The organism is Rickettsia rhipicephali str. 3-7-female6-CWPP (assembly GCF_000284075.1).
In the GTDB taxonomy this organism is placed as follows: Bacteria; Pseudomonadota; Alphaproteobacteria; order Rickettsiales; family Rickettsiaceae; genus Rickettsia; species Rickettsia rickettsii.
Map to the genome: position 1 here is coordinate 628,492 of NC_017042.1, position 19,184 is coordinate 647,675.

The following is a 19,184-nucleotide window of genomic DNA, read 5'->3' on the forward strand; positions in this document are numbered from 1 at the left end:
AATAAGGTATCATATGAAAATTTTTATTATATTATTTACTATTATAGTCTCTATAACATGAGTTTATGCTAATAATTTAAACTCACATATAGCTTATTGTGATAATATACAAGTAGAACAACAAGAAGATTTGGTAATACAAAAATTGGTTAAACTATTTGTGACTGAAATTAATTGTATTATTAGCGGCTGTTTACAACAATGGGATGTGCAAGATAATCGGGTAAAATATTCAATTGCTTGGCAAGAACAATGTGGACCTGTAATTTATGGTCAGTATCAACTAGAAGACAATGGTAGAGGTTCTACTTTCGTATATGAACGCTCTAAAAATTCCGTATGTTGCCGCTTGGATATATAATAAAGCGTTTGTAATATGTTCATCTAATGATGTTAAAAACTAATATTTACTTACTAACTTTTACGAATTCTTTAAATAATTCTAAATCTACTCCATTATCGTTAAGATATTCAGGATGCCATTGAACGCCGATAACAAATTTATGTTTTGTTGATTCGATGGCTTCAATTATACCGTCTTCTGCTTTTGCAGATACGATAAGATCATTACCAAGTTGTTTAGCAGCCTGGTGATGAGTCGAATTAACCATAGTTTGTAGCTGATTATTAGCTATTTTAGCAAGTTTAGTATTTGCTTCTATATTAATTGCATGCGAAACGATGTTTTTAGGCGAAGGTTGTGTATGATTAATTACAGTTTCAATATAATCAGGAATATGTTTAATGAGCGTACCCTTAAAAATAACGTTTAATAACTGCATACCTCGGCATATTCCTAAAACCGGAATATCTCTCTCTAATGCTTTCTTTAAAACTAATATCTCAAAATTATCACGTTCTTCATTGGAAACTACTACATCTTCGGCGTATTCCGGCTCATAAAATTTAGGATGTATGTCCTCATCACCGCCTGGCATTACAACACCATCAACAAGTTCCATAAGCTGATTTATTGTATCACTTTGATAAGGTAATAATAGCGGTACACCGCCGGCTGCAATAATCGCATCGGTATAGTTTCTTCGCAAGGCGTACCATGGAAAAGCAGCGTAAGTATATTTTTCACAATTTTGAGCTAAATCAGGTGTAACACCTATTATCGGTTTTTTATACATTTTATTATCGTTTTATTATTTTTCTGTCAGCTATGTCATTCTTCATAGTACCGGACAGTGCATAAAGGTCCCGTCATTGCGAGCCAGTATTTATGTTGACGTGGCAATCTCAGGAGTTTTTTTATATTATCTTATGAGATTGCTGCGTCGTTGCTAACGCAACTCCTCGCAATGATGACTTGGCATCCACGCAGCAAAGCCACTATTACCCCTCAATATGCGGTGGTGTTTCAAAAGTATGGAACGGCGGTGGTGAGGTAAGTGTCCACTCTAATGTGTCTGCTCCTTCTCCCCAAGGATTGTTTGGACAATCTTTGCCGTATTTTAGCGTATAGAAAACGATAAATACAAAATAAAGGGCAGCAAACATAGAAATACCGGCTCCTATCGACGAAACCATATTCCAGCCGGCGAAAGCTTCAGGGTAGTCCGGTATTCTTCTTGGCATGCCCGCAAGACCTAAGAAATGCTGCGGGAAGAAAGTTAAATTAACGCCTATAAAGGTAATCCAAAAATGAATTTTGCCTAAAATGTCCGGATATTGTTTACCGGATATTTTGCCAAACCAATAATAAAAGCCTGCAAATGCCGTAAATAAAGCACCGAGCGACATCGTATAATGGAAATGTGCAACAACATAATATGTATCGTGCAGAACTCTATCAAGTGCTGAATTTGATAGGATTATGCCGGTTACGCCGCCGATCGTGAATAATATAATAAATCCTATCGAAAATAGCATAGGAGTTGGGAATGTAATCGAACCACCCCACATAGTCGCTATCCAGCTAAATATTTTAATACCCGTCGGAACTGCTATAATCATCGTTCCGGCAGTGAAATATATAAGTGCATTATAAGAAAGCCCAACAGTAAACATATGGTGAGCCCATACGATAAATCCAACAAAGCCTATTATCACCATAGCCCCGACCATACCTTGATAGCCGAATATAGGTTTGCGTGAAAAAGTTGAAATAACTTGACTTACTATACCAAAGCCTGGAAGTATTACGATATATACTTCAGGATGACCAAAAAACCAAAATAGATGCTGAAATAATACAGGATCACCGCCGCCGTCAGGCTTAAAGAAAGTAGTTCCAAAATTACGATCTGTAAGTAGCATAGTAATAGCTCCACCAAGTACTGGCATAGCAAGAATTATTAGAAATGCGGTAACTAAAATAGACCAAACGAATAACGGCATCTTGAAAAGCCCCATTCCCGGAGCTCTCATATTAAAGATAGTAACGATTAAGTTAATTGATCCAAGGATTGACGATAGACCGGTTAAATGTAAACTGAAAATAGCCATATCAACGGCTGCACCGGGGTGACCACTTAAATTACTTAAAGGAGGGTAGAGCGTCCAGCCCGTTCCCGGCCCACCGTCAACAAAAGCTGATCCCATAAGTAAAAGAAAAGCAGGAACTAGTAGCCAAAAACTGATATTGTTAAGGCGTGGAAATGCCATATCGGGAGCCCCTATTAACAGAGGTACGAAATAGTTACCAAAGCCACCGAACAAAGCCGGCATAATCATAAAGAATACCATAATAACCGCATGTGCTGTGATAAGCACGTTATATAGCTGGAAATCATGATTTAAGAAAGTGCCGCCGGGCATTGCAAGCTCTAACCTAAAAAGCAGTGAGAACACACCTCCGATAATTCCAGCAAAAACGGCAAATATGATATACATAATGCCGATATCTTTGTGATTGGTAGAAAAAAGCCATCGCCTCCAACCGTGTGGGGTGTGGTGGTCATCGTGATAAATTTCGGTAGTAGTTATATCCATAATTATTATTCTGCCTGTTTTAATTTTTCGATATTTGCGCCAACAATTGCCGGAGTATTCCGAGTGATTTTATCCTAATCCCAATCCCACCATTTAATTTCAAGTAATTGCTCAACTATCTCATCAGGAAATCTATAGCGTACTATCTTTGCAGGATTACCGGCAACAATACTATACGGGGGTACATCTTTAGCTACTACTGAGCAAGCACCGACATAGCAATAGCACAAAATTTTCCTATAATCAATTTAACAAAATAAGCTCCTCTAATATTTTCATATTCAAATTTCTCAGGGTGATTAGCGTTAAGTGTAATCTCCGACTATTATATTTGGATTATGGATAAAATGTTTTAAAAATATCGTTTCTTTCGCTTGTTTAGGAAAAAGATGGGGATAAGGGTTATTGTGGTTAGTCATATATTAAAAAATTTAAAGTAATAGTTTTAGTTTATAAAATACTTTCTTTATAATGCTTCTTTACCTTCTGAATCATCACTACTTAATAATTTCTTGATGTCGATTAGAATCGGTTATATTGTTTAGTAATTTATCTAGTTCAGATATTTTTGTATTATAATTTGTCCATAGAACTTCTAAATATAATTAGTTAGCTGCCAATTTTGGCTTCTTGTCATTCATAGCCGTCTTATTCTTGCTTGCAATCCAATTGTCAAAATCCTCTTTACTTACTACTTCTATAGCAATCGGCATGAAGCCGTGATGGATGCCGCATAGTTCGGAGCATTGTCCGTAATATACGCCTTTTTTAGCCACTCTTGTCCAGGTTTCGTTTATTCTGCCTGGGACTGCGTCTATTTTAAACCCAAGTGATGGAACGGCAAAACTATGTATTACGTCACCTGCGGTAATGAGAAACCTTACGGTAGCATTTTCAGGGATAACAATTCGATTATCAACATCTAATAATCTTTTTTGGTTAGGTTTTAAATTCTCATCAGAGATCATTACGCTATCAAATTCTAAATTATCATGATCAGGATATATATAATGCCAATACCATTGATAACCTACTACTTTAATAGTTAAATCCGTTTCGGGTATTTTTTCGGCATGACGCAATATTTTAAAAGACGGCACTGCAATAATAACTAAAATTATTATAGGTATTACAGTCCAAATTATTTCTATTAAAACATTATGTGAAAACTTTGCCGGTACGGGATTATTTTTTGCATTAAATCTGATGCATACAAAGCCAAGTAATCCGGCAACAAATAAAACAATAGCTGTTGAGATATAAAGCAGAAAATTATGAAAATGATGTAATTCCTCCATAATCGGACTTGCTGGCGGCTGGAACGTTACTTGCCAAGGTAACGGCTCAGAAGCAAAGCAATTACTACTAATAATCAAAAAACAAATTAAAGCAATAGACATCTTTCCAAATTTCGCTTTTGGAGGTAATTTATACGTCGATCCGGTACTCGAATCCTCACGTACGCTTTTGTACGCTGCGGTTCGAGGGGAAGTGTCTCCTTTAAATTCCTCTCTATAAGCTGGTTTGGAAAGATGTCTAATAATATTTTCCATAGCACATATAAAGTTATTTATATTTAATATAAATGGGTATACACTTTTATTAAAGTAAAAATCGATAAATTTTTGTAAAAACTACATATTTTTAATAATATTTGAGCTAGAAAGTGTACCTATATTAGGATGTTGCAGTAAGTCAATAACTTCTATTACTTTCGCATTTATTAATTTTGCTTGAATTGATTTATTTATTAACTGAGGATCGTGCTTTGTTACGGCGATTACAGAAGGACAAATATTTTGCACTAACCGAGCGTAATCATTAAAATCTTTTAGTTTAGGTAATATAAGTACTTTATCAACAAATGTGAAAGAACTTAAAATTTTTGCTCGTTGTAATTGATTATGGATAGGTTGACGTTTTTTATATTTAATAATTGTTTCATCCGGCTCTAAAGCAACGATTAAGTATTTACCGTGTTTTTTAGCTTTGCGTAGAAATTCTATATGACCGTAATGTAATAAATCAAAACAACCGCCTACTAGAACTATTTCACTATTTATAGGACAGTTTTTATTTAAAGAAATATTCTCATAATATTCTATTTTGGGTAATTTGACAGTATTATGGCTAGATGAGCAGGACATAAGATTTATAAAAATTAATAAAAATAGGACAAGTCTAGGCATAATATTTATCTATATAAGTTAATGAAAATGAACTTATATAAAAAATTAAATTTTAATCAATAAAAAACTAATAAGACAGAAATAAAACAAAATTTTACAATTTTCTATTGTAATTTGTTTGTATATGGTTCATATTATTATTAGTAATGAAAAATTGATTCAAATAATCTTCAGAGCAATTTTAATGAATGATACCGCACTATCTTATGATTTTAATGGCATATTACCATCATCTTTTATTAGTGCACGTCTCAGGAAAATCCTCACCTCTGCCTCCTTATTATTATTTATAGGATTAGTTGTTTTTGTCTCTTTTGCCGTTAATAATTATGTTAACGACACTTTATCCATAACTTTAGTACAACCTGATAGTAGTGAAGAAGAAACAATTTCATTTAAAGAAGTAGTAGTAAAAAAAGGCGATACTATAAAGTCAATTTTGATAGAACAACATATCCCTAAAAATGAAATAGACAAAATTGTAAGTTTAATAAAAGAGGGAAGATTATCTTCTGCTCTTAAAATAGGGCAGCAAATTACTTTTGAATATGAAACAAAAATTACCGAAAACGAGGATGAAGATTTAACCTCAGAGGTAGCATTCTTAAATAAAATCGTTATAATTATCGATAAGCTAAAAACTATTGAAGTAATTAGAGAAGGTGATAATTTTAAAGTTGAAGAAATTGTAGTACCTTTAAATAAAAAAGTTGCTAAGTCGTCGGTAAGTATTGAAGCAAATTTTATTTCAGCTCTTAAAAAACTGGGCTTATCGAATAACAGTATAATAGAGCTGATTAATGCTTATGCTTATCAAATCGATTTTCAGCGTCAAATAAAAAGCGGTGATACTGCAACCGTAATAACGGAAAAATACGTAACAGAAGACGGTAAATTTTCCCACCACGGTAAAATTCTATATGTTTCATTAAATCTTTCAGGGAAAGAATATAATATATATCGTTATTCTCATGACAATGACGCAAATAATCATGCATTTTTTTCCGAAGACGGTAAAAGCGTAAAAAGAAGCTTACTTAAAACTCCGCTAAAAGTTATAAAAGTTTCTTCACATTACGGTAATAGAAAGCATCCGATACTCGGTTATACTAAAATGCATAAGGGGGTTGACTTTGCAGCTCCAACCGGTACGCCTATATATGCCGCAGGAAACGGAGTTATAACAGAAATAGGTTGGAAGTCGGGTTATGGAAAATTTATTCAGGTAAAACATAGCGGTACGCTATCTACTGCTTATGCGCATGCTTCAAATTTTGCAAAAAATTTAAAAGTGGGAAGTATCGTAAAACAAGGACAAATCATCGCATATGTCGGAAGTACCGGCAGAGCTACAGCTCCACATTTACATTATGAAGTTAAAATTGATGGCAAACATGTTAATCCTATGTCAGTTAAAACAACACCGGGTATAGAATTAAACGGAAAAAATTTAGAGAAATTTAAACAATTTAAAAAAGAAATAAAAACTTTAAATGTTAAGCTTGATAAGGAATTGCAAGCTGATAAAGCAGCCACAGTTTCATTGTAGAGTGAATCCTTGTCATATCGTAATCAACTTGGTTGTTGTACGACTCTTATGTCATTGCCGCGAAAGCGGGAATTTAGTAAAATCTATAAAAAACTTGTTTTGTATAGGTTTATTTTATCAAATATATAATTTTGTATTAATATTAAGGTTGTTTTTTTCTGGATTCCCGCTTTCGCGGCAATGACATTTACAATTATGCTCCCACTACTAAAAAAACTATATCTCACATTTGCTCGTAGTAGTCGTATAATAATAACCTTAGTGATTATTGATCAGTTAAGTAAATGGTGGTTTATTGAGAATTTGAGATGGAAGCCGGGCTTAATGCTTAAGGTTACTTCTTTCTTAAATATGGTTTATACTTGGAATTACGGTATTAGCTTTGGTCTAATGCGTGAATATTATCAATATAGCAATGCTATTTTCTTAATAACGAACACGATTATTGTCTGTTATTTATATTATTTGATGATACGTTCAAAAACGATCGGAAGCTTTGCCGGTTATAGCTTTGTAATCGGCGGAGCTGTTGGTAATCTAATTGATAGATTTTTTAGAGGAGCAGTTTTTGACTTCATCCATTTTCATTATCAGAATTATAGCTTCCCCGTATTTAATTTAGCTGATTGCTTTATTACAATAGGAGTAATTATCTTAATAGAAGATTATTATAGTACTAAAAAAGTTATTGAAGAAAAGGCTAAAGGGAATTATGATAATGCTAAAATTGAAGCTATGGCTGAAAAAATTCGTAATACCGATAAGGGTGGTAACGATAAAATAGACTCCTTGCAAAATTAAACTTATAGAGAGGAATTTGAAGGAAACACGGAACGCAGAACCGTAGCGTAGTAGACCTACGTGAGGATTCGAGTACCGGATTGACGTACAAATTACCTCTAGAAGTTTATTTTGCAAGGAGTCTATTATAATTTAGATTTATAGGTGTTTAAGTGAAAAAAATTTTTTTATTATTTACTGTTTTATTAATTACTTCTGCTTGTAGTAAAAAGTTAAAAGAAACCGTAGGTATATCAACAGCTGGACCTAATGAGTATCAAGTACAGCGTGCTAAAGCACTAGAAGTTCCGCCTCATTATTATTTACCTGATCCTGGGCATAGCAAAACAACTTACAGTAATGTAAAAGGACAAGGTGAATTTAATGAAGGTGAACAAGCATTAATGCAGGACATGAATTAGTATACTCGATCAACTTCAAAAATTGGCTACGTCGTTTTACAAGATCTGCGGTGCTCACGTATTAAGTATACGCTCCGCTCCTCGAATTGTAAACTCCTTGCTCTTTTTGAAGTTGATCTTCATATACCTGTTCTTGAATACTAAGACTGCAATGTTCTTTCAAATTAATTCATGAATTCTCATACAAAACAAAAAATAGGTGTTTTTGGACTTGGTAAAACCGGTATATCGGTTTACGAGGAATTGCAAAATAAATATGATGTAATTGTTTATGATGATTTAAAAGCAAATAGAGATATATTTGAAGAATTATATAATAAAGCCGCTATCGCTGCTTTATCTGATTCAAGATGGCAAAATTTAGATACAATTGTCTTAAGTCCTGGAATTCCTTTAACGCATGAGATAGTCAATATTGCAAAAATTTTTAATATTCCAATCACTTCCGATATAGACTTATTATTTGCAAAATCAAAAAACTTAAAATTTATAGCTATAACTGGTACAAACGGTAAAAGTACTACTACTGCTTTAATAAGCCATATCTTAAATAGTAGCGGTTTAGACTATCCGGTTGCCGGTAATATTGGAGTTTCTGCTTTGCAAGCTAAAGCAAGTAAGGATGGATATGTACTTGAATTGTCTTCTTTTCAGCTAGATCTAGTCAAAACCTTTACAGCTAAAATAGCTGTGCTTCTTAATATAACTCCCGACCATTTAGATAGACATCAGGATATGACCTGCTATATTGCAGCAAAATCTAAGATCTTTGATCGAATGGATCAAGAGAGTTATGCGGTAATTAATATCGATAATGATTATTGTCGTGAAGTCTTTATAAAATTGCAGCAAGAGCAGCGTATAAAGCTAATTCCTTTTTCGGTTACTAAAATTCTTGAAAACGGTATTTCGGTAGTTGCTGATAAAATTAGCGCTAATTTTTTTGATGATATAAGTTTTGAATTACAGCGTAATTCAGAAAGTTTTAGACAAGATGAATTTCAAGGTGAGCCTGTAGAGCGTATAAAAATACGTGAACACAGGCGAGACCTACAAAATTCGCTTGTATCAAGCTTTATGCATTATGCTGTACCTTTTAATAAAAACCTGCAAGGAGTTCATAATTGTGAGAATATTGCAGCAAGTTATGCAGTAGCTAAAATAATAGGAGTAGAACCTAAAAAAATACTTGAATCTATAAGTAGTTTTCAAAGTTTACCTCATAGAATGCAATATATCGGTAGTATAAATAATATAAGTTTTTACAATGATAGTAAAGCGACAAATGCCATATCTGCCGTGCAATCAATTAAAGCACTCGATAATATTTACTGGCTTGCGGGAGGAATCCCTAAAGAGGGTGGTATTGAGGAAATAAAGCCTTATTTCAGTCAAATTAAGAAAGCTTATTTTTATGGTCAAGCTAAAGAAATATTTGCAAATACTGCTAAGAATATAGTAGATTTTGTAATATGTGATAATCTTGAGCAGGCTTTCGATCTTGCTTATAAGGATGCAGTAGGTGATAACGCGGAGGTAAAAAATATCTTGTTAGCACCTAGTTGTAGCTCATATGATCAGTTTAAAAATTTTGAAGAGCGTGGCGAGTTGTTTATAAAATTGTGTAGTATCCTGTCACCCTGTGGCTTGACCACGGGGTCTAGTTAAAAATACTAAATAATATTAGTATTTTTTATTGTTTTTCTGGATATCGTGGTCAAGCCACGGGGTGACATCGAGGGTGTTTTCCGATCCATGCAATAACATTATAAATATAGCCATAATTGCATAACTATAATATGAATAACGAAATATCTAATAACTTTATAAAATTATGGTGGCGGAGTACCGATAGGCAAATAATAATTTCTTTAATTATCTTATTTGCTTTTAGTCTAATGCTTGTTACTACCTCAGGTTCAGCAGTAGCAAGTAGAATAGGTCTTGAAGAAAGTTATTTTGCATCTAGACAAATATTTTATTTAGCTGCCGCTTCAGGACTTATATTATTATTTTCATGTCTTAATAAAAAATGGTTAAGGCGTTTTGCAATAGTTGGATTTATTGCTAGTATAGTTTTATTAATAGCAGTTAAATTTTTTGGCTATGAAGTAAAAGGCGCAGTGCGATGGATTAATATTCTAGGTCTATCTATTCAACCTTCGGAATTTATCAAACCGTTTTTTGCAGTTGTTACGGGCTGGATATTATCGCTAAAATTTAATGATGATTTTCCAAGTTTTACGATTTGTGTAATACTTTATTCTATTGTTGCTATTCTCTTGATTATTCAGCCGGATTTTGGAATGCTTGTAATGATTACGGCAGTTTTCGGTATTCAACTGTTTATTGCGGGTATGCCGATATTTTGGATTGTTTTAGCCGGTTTTTTAGGAATGATAGGAGGAACTATTGCTTATTTTTGGTTACCGCACGTAACGCAAAGAATTAATTCGTTTTTAGATCCAGATAGTAGCGAGAATTATCAAGTTAGTAAGTCTCTTAAGGCTTTTGAGCATGGCGGGTTATATGGACGAGGTCCAGGGGAGGGGGCAGTAAAGCAGGTACTACCTGACTCGCATACGGATTTTATTTTTGCTGTAGCAGGTGAGGAGTTTGGAGCTATTATTTGTCTTATTGTTATAGGTATATTTGCTTTTATAGTATTAAGAAGTCTTATTAAGTTATTAAACGAAACAGATAAATTTGTACAATTCGCTGCTAGCGGTATAATTGCACAATTAGGGCTTCAGGCAATAATTAATATGGGCGTGACTTTACATTTACTTCCTACTAAAGGTATGACATTACCGTTTATTAGTTACGGTGGTTCTTCAACGTTTGCAATAGCTATCGCTACCGGTATGCTTCTTGGCTTTACAAGACACCGAACGCCGTTAAATTCGTACAAAATTCGTAATATTGAAATATGAAAAAAATCATTTTGGTAGCAGGAGGGACGGGGGGACATTTTTTTCCGGCAGTTGCTCTTGGAGAAGAATTAATTAAACGTGGCTATGAAGTTCATTTTATTACTGATTTAAGATGCAAACAATATATAAAGCAGGATATGAAAGTAATTTTTCATATCCTAGATTTAAAACGCTCAGGTAATATTTTCTTGTTTTTACCTAGGTTATCAATTGCAGTTTTAAAGGCTATTAAATTATTATATAATATGAAGTCTGCCGTCACTGTAGGGTTTGGCGGTTATCCTGTTATAGCTCCAATGTTTGCGGCAATTTTTTTAAGAGTACCGATTATAATTCATGAACAGAATTCTTACCTTGGAAAAGTTAATAAATTTTTTGCAAGCTTTGCTAAAAAGATAGCTATTTCTTATGAAAAAATAAAGAATTTACCGGAATTTGCGAAAAGTAAAATAGTAGTTACCGGTGGGGTAGTTAGAGAGAATATTAGGGAATTAAAGGTTATAGAAATGTCGTCCTGTGGCTTGACCAAGGGGTCCAAAAAGTCTTTAATAAAAGCACTGGACTCCGTGGTCAAGCCACGGAATGATAAGCTTTTTACAATATTCATCTTTGGCGGTAGTCAAGGAGCTAAGTTATTTTCAGAGCTGATACCTGTAAGTATCCAAATTGTGATGCAAAAACAGCCAAGTCTTGAATTAAATATAATCCAGCAAGCAGCATTAGATGATCAAGTAAAAATAGAAGATATATACTCGAAATTAAACATTACTTATGAATTTGCTGAATTTTTTGATAATATGGCATTGCAATATAAAGAAGCCGATTTAGTGATTGCAAGAGCAGGAGCATCTACTATAGAAGAATTGACCTATATAGGGTTGCCGGCAATCTTTATTCCACTGCCTAGTGCTGCGGATAATCATCAATATTACAATGCAAAATTATTGGAAGATAAAAACGCAGGATGGTGTTTAGAGCAGAATAATATTTCTGCAGGAAAATTAGCAGATAAAATACTCGATTTGATAAGTAATCCAAAAATATTAGAGGATGCTTCACAAAATTTATTAAAAAGAAGAAAAGAAGGGCATAAGCTATTAAGTAACCTAATAGAAGAGGTGATTTAGATTTTGTTTTCCGTCATTGCGAGGAAAGATTGTAAGTTTTGACAAAGCAATCTCGTGCTAAAGTCCTGAGATTGCTACGCTCCTTTTAGTCGCTTGCAATGACAGGGTGGAAGACATATAACAAGACCAAAAATACCTCAGAATAACAATAATTTAATTAAGCACATAGCAGTTCGGCTCTTTATTCCTTGCAAGTTTGGCTATTATGTGGCATTAATCATATTAGACTTTCTGCATAACTTGCTTCTAAGGGTAATTTGTGCGTTGATCCGGTACTCTCGCATCCTCACGTACCAAAGCGTACGCTGCGGTGCTGTGTTCCGTGTATCCTACAAATTCCTCCTTATTAGCTAAGTTGTATAGGAAGTCTAATAAAAGTTTTGGAATAATATAAATATATGTTATATATGTTAAAAAAAATTATAATATTATTTTTAGGAATGTTTTTACTTTCAGCTTGTACAGATAATTTTAGAAGCTATTTTCAAAGATCAGCAAATAACAGATTGGTTGATAGCAAAGGTGCTAAAGGCGGCAAGAGAAAACCTGTATATAATAATAAATATATTACTTTGGCTAAAAAGAATATATTAGAAGATAATCTTGATTATGATAACGACGATGATGATGACTATGATAGCGATGATAGTCCTTTAAGAGGAGAAAGAATCGATCCTGTAAAGAGAAATCGTGAAATGTATCTTAAGATGATTAAAAGGGATATAGCAAGGCAAAAAGCAGAAGCCGGCTTCGCTGAATCCGATGATGATATGACTTTAAGGAGAGCGAATAAAAAGGTTAGAAAAGACGATAGCGAGAAAGAAAAAAAGATACAAGAGGAATTAAATCAGATAAAAGCCATGCTTAGAGAAACTAAGCGTGATATATCAAAATATACTTGTCCAAATGCTGTAGTAAATCAAAATTATGCTCCGCCCGTTACGAATTATGAGCCTGTAAATTATCCACCGGTAAAAAATAGTAAGCCGTATAATAACAATTCTAAGGTAAAGCAAAAATTTATTCGTGAAGATGATGATAACGGCAGTAATGCTTGTTCGATATAATAAGCCTATTCTTAGCTAAGAGCTGAAATCTTTAGTCTTTAGATATATACAGCAATCTCTGATGTGATATATTTATCACTATCAATAGGTTTATTATTTTTTAAGTAAGATTATTATTTATTAATAAAAATTAATATTTGAATATAGAAATATGTTCAATTTATTAATAGGTATAATATGAAAAGTAAACTCTCAGCCAAGTACTGCTAGTCTTACCTTTATAAAAGGCCTTCAAAACCCTATTGTTACTGAAATAAAAGAATAAAAATTACATTTTAAAGATCAAGAGCTTGAAAAAGCTTACGGGATGGCTTCAGATGATATTTCTATTCAAACAACAAGAGAACAGATATTATATGCTTTAAGAGCTATGGAATCTGCAAAACAACATTCAACAGACAAGACACAAGCATTTATTAAGTGACTACGGTATTTGTGTTGCTTACTCATTTGCTAATTATAAAAGAAGCGGTAAGGACATACTAGAATTTGTATCACCTTATTTATTAAAAAACGCATATGATATGGAATATATTAAGGCATATATTCCTGAAGCATATATAAAAGAAAGTAATAAAAATGATGCTATGGAATTGCTTGGTAAACGAGAAGTAAGAGACTATTTAGATCAAAAGTCTTCTGAGTTAGTAAGCACATCGTCTGTACCGTCTACTCCTTCTACAACGGACACATTTAATTATGATAGTGATGAAATTACGGTTACTGGAGAAGAGAAAACGACGCCGAATACTGAACAAGCTTGATACCACTGTCACGCTGTGGCTTGTCCACGGGGTTTAGTTAAAAATACTAATAATATTAGTATTTTTTAGTTGTTTTTCTGGATATTGTGGTCAAGCCACGGTATAATACCAAACGAGTTTCTCGCGCCATACAACAACATTAAGATTTCCAATTTAATTCCGGATAGATTGCTAATTTCAGCTTTATAATTGCTATGCTTTAACCATTTCTTAGCTGTTTCTAAATATAGGCAAATTATCGGTGTGATGTAAAGAGTAAGTAATTGCAATGTGAGTAAACCTCCTACTACTGCAAGCCCTAGTGATCTTCTCTATGCTCCTGTTGCTCCGACTCCAAGAGCAATAGGCATAGCTCTCATTAAGGCAGTTAGGGTAGTCCTCATAATCGGTCTGAATCGTATTATACATGCTTCATAAATTGCTTCATGCGAAGATTTATTGTCAGTTCTTTCAAGTTCTAAGGCAAAATCAATAATCATGATAGCGTTTTGCTTCACTATACCGATTAACATTATAAGTCCGACAAATCCGTACATATCAAGTTCGCTATTAAATATTAGTAGAGTGAGTAATGCTCCAAATATAGCGGTAGGTAGTCCTAAAAGTATAGTTATAGGATGCACAAAACTTTCATATAACATGCCAAGGATGATGTAAATAACTATAACGGCAAGTTCAAGCAATAAGCCAAGATCGGAAAAAGACTACTGACATGCCTGAACTGTTCCTTGGAAGCTTCCCGTAATCGTAGCCGGCATTTGTAACTCTCTTATTGCTTGATTAACTTTTGGAACGGCATCACTAATTGAATATCCATCTTGCAGGTTAAATGATACCCCGTAACTGAAGGTAATTGCCCGAAATGTGAAATACTAAGTGGGCCAACAGTATTAACAATTTTAGCAAGGGTAGTTAGCGGTACTAAATTGCCGCTTGCGGAGTTAATATTGACTAAAGATAACATTGACGAATCTGTTTGATATTTAGGATCTAGCTCTAAAATAACGTCATATTGAGCTGTTGGGGTGGTATATAATGTAGAAATCTGCTCAGCACCGTAAGCTGCATATAAGATATTCTGGACGTACTCGACTGATATACCGAGTTTTGCAGCCTTATATCTATCAATCTGCACTAAAGTTTGTGGCTGTGCTATTTGTAAATCCGAAGTTACGTCAATAAAACCTGGCAGCCGTGCGAACTTGTCCTTTAATTTCGGTGCAAAGCTAAATAGCACATCTTGATCGAGTTCTTGCATAGTATATTGATATTGGCTTTTGGTTGCTTGTCCGTCGATCGTAATAGTAGGTACGTTCTGGATATATACCCTTAAACCTACTAAATGATTTAGTTTTGAACGTAACTGATCTATAACGGCGTCAGCTCCTATTCTTTGATCACGAGGTTTTAAGCTAATCAAAATCGTACCCTGATTTACGGCAGAGTTTCCACCTGAAACACCTACGGAAAATGAATCTATATTAGGATTTTTAAGTAATACATCACTTACTTGTTGCTGTTCTTGCACCATCGCATCAAAAGAAATAGTTTGAGCGGCGTCGGTAAAAACTAAGATTTGTCCCGTATCGGAATCAGGCATAAAGCCTTTGCGTACTTTCCCAAATAAATAAGCCGTTGCGATGATTACTAAGAGAAATATAAGCATAGTAGTTTTTGAATGCTCTACTACTGTTTTTAGACTGCTACCATATTTTTGTTTGACATATTCAAAGGCTTTTTCGGTTAGTGGTAGGTCGTCATTGCGAGGCGTCAAAGACGCCGTGGCAATCTCGGTTGGTTGCCCTGAGCGTGCTTCGTCACTACGTTCCTCGCAATGACGATCCCTCAAAAACACATTACATAACATAGGAGTTACGGTTATCGAGATAACTCCCGAAAGCAAAATAGCGGTAGTAATAACAACGGCAAGTTCGTGCAGTAGCTTCCCTAAAATTCTGCTCATAAATAATATTGGGATGAATATCGTCATTAGGGATAAAGTCCTTGAGACGATAGTAAATCCTATTTCTTTAGTATCGTTAATACATGCTGCTATTTTACTCTCGCCTTTTTCCATATGTCGTGTGATATTTTCAAGCACTACTATTGCATCATCCACGACAAAACCCATCGCAAGCGTTAGAGCCATTAAAGACATATTATCGATGCTATAACCGAATAGATACATAAAGGCAAAAGTACCGACAACTGATAAAGGAAGGGCAATAGTCGGAATAATCACGGACCGTCAGTTATGTAGAAAGAGAAATATAGCAATCACTACGAGTATTAAAGCGAGTAGCATAGTAAAATTGGCATCATTTACCGATTCTCTGATAGAAATTGACCTATCAAACATGATATTAATATTAATGTCCTCAGGGATTTGCCTGCGAAGCAACGGCAATACTTCTTTTATAGAGTCGACTATTTCAATAGTATTAGTATCCGGTTGTTTTTGAATAGCAAGTATTTACCCCCGGCTTATCCTTATACCAAGCGGCGATTTTATTATTAGCTACGCTATCAATGGCTTTCCCGATATTTTTAAGAAAAAGCGGATTACCGTTTTTATAAGTTAACGCGAGTTTCGAATTAATAGAACATAGAATTTAGGCTAGCAAGAGAGATGTAATAGAAGGTTTATTATCAGACATTTGATAATTTATCAGTGCTGCAATCATATGAACAAAGGCATTTGTAACTGATCTATGCCTTGAATGCTCAAACTTACTCAATAGTTTAATTTTGCTAAAAACAGATTCTATCAATGATCTTTTAAGCAATAATATTTTATCCAACATAGACATAAGCTTATTTTTCATATTTTTCTTTACTCTAGTTACTATAAAAACTCCTTGCTCTAAAAGTTGTTGAAATAATTTTTGTGAAATATAATCACGATCTCCAAATATTTTACCAAAAAGATTTTTTATCATCAATTCTAGCTGTTTTCTATCATCCTTATTACCAGGACTAAAAGATGCTTTAACTTATACCACCAGCTCTATTAATTATTAAATGTAGTTTGAGTCCATAGAACCAACCTTTTGTTGTTGCACCACGTGCTGCTATACCAGCAAACACTTTATGCATTGAAATACGATATTTCTTGCATACCTCTATACTACTTGAATCTACAAATAGATAGTCCGTCACGCTGATTCAAAATAGAATTTAATATTAATACGAAACTCGCGTAAGTTAATATTAACTCATTATATTCTTTAGCATTTTGTAATTGTCCAGGGGCTCTAATGCTTGAGTAGATATCTTTACCGTATAAAGCTCCGGTCGGTAAATTAACATTAGCAGAGCTGATAATGTTTGATACTTAGTCAAGCCCTATATTATTTGCTGCCATTTTAACAGGGGCAACCTGCACACGCACTGCATATTGTTGTGAGCCGTAAACTTGTATCTGTGCAACACCCGGCAGCATAGATAAACGCTCAGCCATAATTGTTTCGGCGTAATAGTCCACGGTATATAAGGGGGAGAGTATCAGAGGTTAAAGATAAATAAAATATAGGTACGTCGGCAGGATTTACTTTACGATATGAGGGCGGGGTAGGTAAGGCGTTCGGTAGCTGCTTGTACGTCTTGTGCCGCTGCATCTATATCTCGGTCTAAATTAAACTGCAAAGTAATTTGAGTAGTACTGTTACTATTAACCGAACTCATCGAGTCAATATCTGATATCGTCGAGAATTGTTTTTCAAGCGGTAATGCAACTGAAGATACCATAGTAGTAGGGTCAGCTCCAGGCAAGCTTACTGAAACCTGAATAGTTGGGCAGTTGATGTCAGGTAAAACGCTTACCGGTAATAGCCTATAGCCGAATGCTCCAAACAGCAAAATAGTTGCCATGAATAAAGTAGCAAGAACCGGACGCTTAATAAATATTTCTGAAATACCTAATTATTTTTTTCCTGTTTTATGGATTTTTTCCGTCATACATATTGTCATTGCGAGCGACTGTAAGAAGCGTGGCAATCTCATGAAATAATGACAAACTCCTAAGATTGCTTCGTCAATTACTTTGTAATTTCCTTGCAATGACGCCTGCTCGCAATGACGATTTGACACTACTCCTCCCCTAACACTCACCTCTGCTCCGTTAGATAATCGTAGCTGTCCGTTGGTGATTACCGTTTCTCCCTCATCTGTAACGCTTTTAATAACAATAAAATCATCATTAGAAAACACTATATCTATATTCTTGACCACGGCTTTATTATCTTGATCGACAACAAATACATAAGGACCTTGATCGTTAGTTTGCATGGCTTTAGACGGAACTATATACGATCGAGATATTTTTCAGGTACGGAGAAGCTGACATAAATAGGCGAGATAGTATTTATAGTTACTAGACTCACAAAATCCGGCGATACTAAATCACCTGCTTTTACTTCTTGTCCGTCATCAAAATTTACACTTAATATTTAGCCCATAACTTAAGGTTGAATATCGGCGCTTTGGTAAGTTTCAGCTACTCCTGCAAGTTCTATCACATCAGGTACGTCTTGTCTGATAACTTGTGTTACCTCAACCGGAGCTGCTATAGTGATTTGTTTACTGCTTTTATGATGATGTTTTATTGCCTAAACCACTAATAATTAGTATTGGTAATGTTATCAATATCAAATTCCGCATTATTGTTTTAAGCATTGTTATTTGCCAAAATCAAAAATAGGTCCTGCTGTGTTGTTGCCTACCTGCCAAGTCTCAGCTGAGTTAGTAAACAGAGTATTAAGTTTATTGCTACCGAATCCTAATAAGCCTGTTAAAGAAATTTATGGAAAATAAGTAGCTTTTATTGTTTTTAAGTTTGCATCTGCTGCTAGTAAAGTCTGCTCTGCGGCTTTAATATCCGGTCTTTGCTCTAAAAGCTCTGATGGTAATATTTTAGGTAATACCGGTAGAGCAGGGAAGTAATCTATTGGTTTATCACGATAAATTAAGCCGTTTACTATATTTTCAGGAATTCTACCTACTAAAATTTTTAAAGCGGTTTCCTGCTCATGTCTTTGTTGTTTTAAAGGTTGCAATGATAACTTAGTAAGTGCAAGTTCGGAAGCAGCTTCACTAACCGATATTAAATCACCTACGCCAAGATTATATAATTTCTGATTTAATTTATAAATTTCCGTTTGAGCCTCAATTAGCTTTTCAGTTAGATAGATTTGTTTGTCTAATGCTAAAAGATTAAAGTAACTTATAGTGACGTTACTTATAACCGATAAACGTACCGCTGCCTTGCTATACTTACTTGCAAGAAAAGTTTTTTTTAGCCGATGCGCTAGCGTTGGCGGCTGCCCCCATAAATCCAGCTCGTAATTAAGCACGTTTGCTAGCCCAAAATTATTAGAGAATTTCGGCTCATTCGGTGCTTTTGTTTCTTTACGAT

At 34.3% G+C, this 19,184-nt stretch carries 18 protein-coding genes and 4 pseudogenes; 9 read left to right on the forward strand and 13 right to left on the reverse strand.

The genetic code is table 11. From position 1 onward, the window contains the following. Nucleotides 1-160: 160 nt before the first annotated feature. Nucleotides 161-361: a hypothetical protein gene (locus MCC_RS03435; RefSeq protein ID WP_231288759.1), complete on the forward strand. Its 201-nt coding sequence runs from the start codon at nucleotides 161-163 to the stop codon at nucleotides 359-361. Between the two features lie 46 nt (nucleotides 362-407). On the opposite strand, the gene MCC_RS03440 is transcribed toward MCC_RS03435, so the two are convergent. The 5 genes and pseudogenes from MCC_RS03440 to MCC_RS03455 form a co-directional block, all read right to left on the reverse strand. Further along, a complete protein-coding gene (locus tag MCC_RS03440) occupies nucleotides 408-1,136 on the reverse strand; it encodes a gamma-glutamyl-gamma-aminobutyrate hydrolase family protein (protein WP_012152737.1) in 729 nt (242 codons plus the stop codon). Nucleotides 1,137-1,341: 205 nt separating this feature from the next. Continuing rightward, nucleotides 1,342-2,940, reverse strand: coding sequence for a cytochrome c oxidase subunit I (gene ctaD / locus MCC_RS03445; RefSeq protein WP_014408550.1), 1,599 nt, complete (start codon nucleotides 2,938-2,940; stop codon nucleotides 1,342-1,344). A gap of 5 nt (nucleotides 2,941-2,945) precedes the next feature. Then, nucleotides 2,946-3,359: pseudogene (locus MCC_RS07870) on the reverse strand (acyltransferase). 186 nt (nucleotides 3,360-3,545) lie between these two features. After that, nucleotides 3,546-4,493: a cytochrome c oxidase subunit II gene (gene coxB, locus MCC_RS03450; RefSeq protein ID WP_014408552.1), complete on the reverse strand. Its 948-nt coding sequence runs from the start codon at nucleotides 4,491-4,493 to the stop codon at nucleotides 3,546-3,548. An 81-nt stretch (nucleotides 4,494-4,574) separates the two neighbouring features. Next, a complete protein-coding gene (locus MCC_RS03455; RefSeq protein WP_331270637.1) occupies nucleotides 4,575-5,087 on the reverse strand; it encodes an adenylyltransferase/cytidyltransferase family protein in 513 nt (170 codons plus the stop codon). Between the two features lie 226 nt (nucleotides 5,088-5,313). Between MCC_RS03455 and MCC_RS03460 the strand changes: the two genes are divergently transcribed. From MCC_RS03460 to murG, 6 genes are all read left to right on the forward strand, one after another. Then, the gene (locus tag MCC_RS03460; protein WP_014408554.1) at nucleotides 5,314-6,678 is read left to right on the forward strand and encodes a M23 family metallopeptidase; all 1,365 of its coding nucleotides are present in this window, start codon (nucleotides 5,314-5,316) and stop codon (nucleotides 6,676-6,678) included. A 195-nt stretch (nucleotides 6,679-6,873) separates the two neighbouring features. Beyond that, on the forward strand, nucleotides 6,874-7,479 hold the full coding sequence (gene lspA, locus MCC_RS03465) for a signal peptidase II (protein WP_014408555.1): 606 nt from the start codon (nucleotides 6,874-6,876) through the stop codon (nucleotides 7,477-7,479). Nucleotides 7,480-7,631: 152 nt separating this feature from the next. Beyond that, on the forward strand, nucleotides 7,632-7,880 hold the full coding sequence (locus MCC_RS03470; protein WP_014365878.1) for a DUF3035 domain-containing protein: 249 nt from the start codon (nucleotides 7,632-7,634) through the stop codon (nucleotides 7,878-7,880). A gap of 171 nt (nucleotides 7,881-8,051) precedes the next feature. Beyond that, nucleotides 8,052-9,548 (forward strand): UDP-N-acetylmuramoyl-L-alanine--D-glutamate ligase, encoded by a 1,497-nt coding sequence (gene murD / locus MCC_RS03475; protein WP_014408556.1) that lies wholly within the window; start codon nucleotides 8,052-8,054, stop codon nucleotides 9,546-9,548. 131 nt (nucleotides 9,549-9,679) lie between these two features. After that, the gene (ftsW, locus tag MCC_RS03480) at nucleotides 9,680-10,813 is read left to right on the forward strand and encodes a putative lipid II flippase FtsW (protein WP_014408557.1); all 1,134 of its coding nucleotides are present in this window, start codon (nucleotides 9,680-9,682) and stop codon (nucleotides 10,811-10,813) included. Beyond that, on the forward strand, nucleotides 10,810-11,940 hold the full coding sequence (gene murG / locus MCC_RS03485; RefSeq protein WP_014408558.1) for an undecaprenyldiphospho-muramoylpentapeptide beta-N-acetylglucosaminyltransferase: 1,131 nt from the start codon (nucleotides 10,810-10,812) through the stop codon (nucleotides 11,938-11,940). The genes ftsW and murG overlap by 4 nt, the downstream gene beginning before the upstream one ends. A 235-nt stretch (nucleotides 11,941-12,175) precedes the next feature. Here the strand turns inward: murG and MCC_RS07885 are convergent. Next, a pseudogene (locus tag MCC_RS07885) lies at nucleotides 12,176-12,312 on the reverse strand (palindromic element RPE1 domain-containing protein); the annotation flags it as partial. Nucleotides 12,313-12,347: 35 nt separating this feature from the next. On the opposite strand from MCC_RS07885, the gene MCC_RS03490 reads away from it, so the two are divergent. Then, complete coding sequence (locus tag MCC_RS03490; protein WP_014408559.1) at nucleotides 12,348-13,007, forward strand: hypothetical protein; 660 nt, start codon at nucleotides 12,348-12,350, stop codon at nucleotides 13,005-13,007. 524 nt (nucleotides 13,008-13,531) lie between these two features. Further along, nucleotides 13,532-13,771, forward strand: coding sequence for a hypothetical protein (locus MCC_RS09465; protein WP_014408561.1), 240 nt, complete (start codon nucleotides 13,532-13,534; stop codon nucleotides 13,769-13,771). Between the two features lie 311 nt (nucleotides 13,772-14,082). On the opposite strand, the gene MCC_RS10850 is transcribed toward MCC_RS09465, so the two are convergent. The 7 genes and pseudogenes from MCC_RS10850 to MCC_RS03535 all read right to left on the reverse strand — a co-directional run bounded on the left by MCC_RS10850 (nucleotide 14,083) and on the right by MCC_RS03535 (nucleotide 19,122). After that, on the reverse strand, nucleotides 14,083-14,454 hold the full coding sequence (locus MCC_RS10850; RefSeq protein ID WP_196792975.1) for an efflux RND transporter permease subunit: 372 nt from the start codon (nucleotides 14,452-14,454) through the stop codon (nucleotides 14,083-14,085). A gap of 86 nt (nucleotides 14,455-14,540) precedes the next feature. Then, nucleotides 14,541-16,244: pseudogene (locus MCC_RS10235) on the reverse strand (efflux RND transporter permease subunit). A 139-nt stretch (nucleotides 16,245-16,383) separates the two neighbouring features. Next, nucleotides 16,384-16,958: pseudogene (locus MCC_RS11655) on the reverse strand (IS982 family transposase); the annotation flags it as partial. 147 nt (nucleotides 16,959-17,105) lie between these two features. Next, the gene (locus tag MCC_RS10860) at nucleotides 17,106-17,231 is read right to left on the reverse strand and encodes a hypothetical protein (RefSeq protein WP_269208669.1); all 126 of its coding nucleotides are present in this window, start codon (nucleotides 17,229-17,231) and stop codon (nucleotides 17,106-17,108) included. 92 nt (nucleotides 17,232-17,323) lie between these two features. Then, the gene (locus tag MCC_RS10865) at nucleotides 17,324-17,641 is read right to left on the reverse strand and encodes an efflux RND transporter permease subunit (protein ID WP_050987080.1); all 318 of its coding nucleotides are present in this window, start codon (nucleotides 17,639-17,641) and stop codon (nucleotides 17,324-17,326) included. 51 nt (nucleotides 17,642-17,692) lie between these two features. After that, nucleotides 17,693-18,058, reverse strand: a complete 366-nt coding sequence (locus MCC_RS10250) for an RND family transporter membrane-fusion protein (protein ID WP_014408564.1) — start codon at nucleotides 18,056-18,058, stop codon at nucleotides 17,693-17,695. Between the two features lie 512 nt (nucleotides 18,059-18,570). Next, complete coding sequence (locus MCC_RS03535) at nucleotides 18,571-19,122, reverse strand: TolC family protein (RefSeq protein WP_014408565.1); 552 nt, start codon at nucleotides 19,120-19,122, stop codon at nucleotides 18,571-18,573. Between the last annotated feature and the right edge of the window lie 62 nt (nucleotides 19,123-19,184).

Bases quoted from the DNA above. Each gene is read 5' to 3' on its own strand.
- MCC_RS03440 (WP_012152737.1), bottom strand. From the start codon at position 1,136: ATGTATAAAAAACCGATAATAGGTGTTACACCTGATTTAGCTCAAAAT.
- ctaD (WP_014408550.1), bottom strand. From the start codon at position 2,940: ATGGATATAACTACTACCGAAATTTATCACGATGACCACCACACCCCA.
- coxB (WP_014408552.1), bottom strand. From the start codon at position 4,493: ATGGAAAATATTATTAGACATCTTTCCAAACCAGCTTATAGAGAGGAA.
- MCC_RS03455 (WP_331270637.1), bottom strand. From the start codon at position 5,087: ATGTCCTGCTCATCTAGCCATAATACTGTCAAATTACCCAAAATAGAA.
- MCC_RS03460 (WP_014408554.1), top strand. From the start codon at position 5,314: ATGAATGATACCGCACTATCTTATGATTTTAATGGCATATTACCATCA.
- lspA (WP_014408555.1), top strand. From the start codon at position 6,874: ATGCTCCCACTACTAAAAAAACTATATCTCACATTTGCTCGTAGTAGT.
- murD (WP_014408556.1), top strand. From the start codon at position 8,052: ATGAATTCTCATACAAAACAAAAAATAGGTGTTTTTGGACTTGGTAAA.
- ftsW (WP_014408557.1), top strand. From the start codon at position 9,680: ATGAATAACGAAATATCTAATAACTTTATAAAATTATGGTGGCGGAGT.
- murG (WP_014408558.1), top strand. From the start codon at position 10,810: ATGAAAAAAATCATTTTGGTAGCAGGAGGGACGGGGGGACATTTTTTT.
- MCC_RS03490 (WP_014408559.1), top strand. From the start codon at position 12,348: ATGTTAAAAAAAATTATAATATTATTTTTAGGAATGTTTTTACTTTCA.
- MCC_RS09465 (WP_014408561.1), top strand. From the start codon at position 13,532: ATGGAATATATTAAGGCATATATTCCTGAAGCATATATAAAAGAAAGT.
- MCC_RS10860 (WP_269208669.1), bottom strand. From the start codon at position 17,231: ATGGCTGAGCGTTTATCTATGCTGCCGGGTGTTGCACAGATACAAGTT.
- MCC_RS10865 (WP_050987080.1), bottom strand. From the start codon at position 17,641: ATGGCAACTATTTTGCTGTTTGGAGCATTCGGCTATAGGCTATTACCG.
- MCC_RS10250 (WP_014408564.1), bottom strand. From the start codon at position 18,058: ATGCAAACTAACGATCAAGGTCCTTATGTATTTGTTGTCGATCAAGAT.